Genomic DNA, 988 nt, shown 5'->3' on the forward strand with positions numbered 1-988 from the left:
GGCGAAGACGCGCGGTCCGCGGTGCCGCGCCGCCTTCAGGCGGGCGTTCTCGGCGGCCAGCTGCTGGATGCGGGCCCGCAGCGCGCGGACCTGGCCCTCCAGCTCCAGAATCCGTTGGATGCCGGCCAAGGAGATGCCCTCCTGCTGGGACAGGCGCTGCACCCGGCGCAGCAGGTCGATGTCCCGGGCCGAGTAGCGACGGCCGCCGCCGCGGGTGCGCGAGGGTGTAACCAGCCCGAGCCGGTCGTACTGCCGCAGGGTCTGGGCATGCAGGCCGGCCAGCTCCGCAGCGACGGAGATGACGAACACCGGCGTGTCGTCGCCGTGGCGTATCCGGCCCGCCGTGGCAGCCATGTCCGGTTTACCGCCTCGCCTGGGCGAACAGCTCGGCCCGCGGGTCGGCGCCGCCCTGTTCGGCCCGCAACACCTGGACCGCCTCGCGGGCCTTGCTCGACAGCCGCCTGGGCACCACGACCTTGATGCGGGCCAGCAGGTCGCCGGTCCCCTTCTTCGTGTGGACGCCGCGGCCCTTGACCCGCAGTACCCGCCCGTCCGGGGTGCCGGCCGGGACCTTCACCTTCACCGGTGCCCCGGTCAGGGTCGGCACCGACACCGTCGCCCCCAGCGCGGCCTCGGCGAAGGTCACCGGCACCTGCACGATCAGGTCGTTCCCCTCGCGCCCGAAGACCGGGTGCGGCTCGACCTGGACGGTCAGGATCAGGTCACCGTTCGGCGCGCCCGGTCCACCGGCGCCGCCCTTGCCGCGCAGCCGGATCTTCTGGCCGTCCCGCACCCCGGCGGGAATCCGGACCGTGGTCTGCTGCCCGTCGGCTCCCTGCAGGGTGACTGTGTCACCGGTGACCGCCTGACGGAAGCTCAGGCTGACCCCCGCGGTGACGTCCCGGCCGCGCCGCGACCGGCCCGGCGTGCCGAACCCGTCAAACCCCCCGGCACGGCCGTGGCCGGTGTCGGCGCTGGCGTCGCCGCC

2 protein-coding genes are annotated in these 988 nt (G+C 74.7%); both read right to left on the reverse strand.

The genetic code is table 11. From position 1 onward, the window contains the following. A partial coding sequence (locus FRW57_RS22050) for a heat shock protein transcriptional repressor HspR (RefSeq protein ID WP_152187085.1) occupies window positions 1–354 on the reverse strand: 354 nt, incomplete at its 3' end. A gap of 7 nt (window positions 355–361) precedes the next feature. After that, a partial coding sequence (locus tag FRW57_RS22055; protein WP_275263259.1) for a DnaJ C-terminal domain-containing protein occupies window positions 362–988 on the reverse strand: 627 nt, incomplete at its 5' end.

It is taken from the genome of Segeticoccus rhizosphaerae, assembly GCF_009192725.1.
GTDB classification, from domain to species: domain Bacteria; phylum Actinomycetota; class Actinomycetes; order Actinomycetales; family Dermatophilaceae; genus Segeticoccus; species Segeticoccus rhizosphaerae.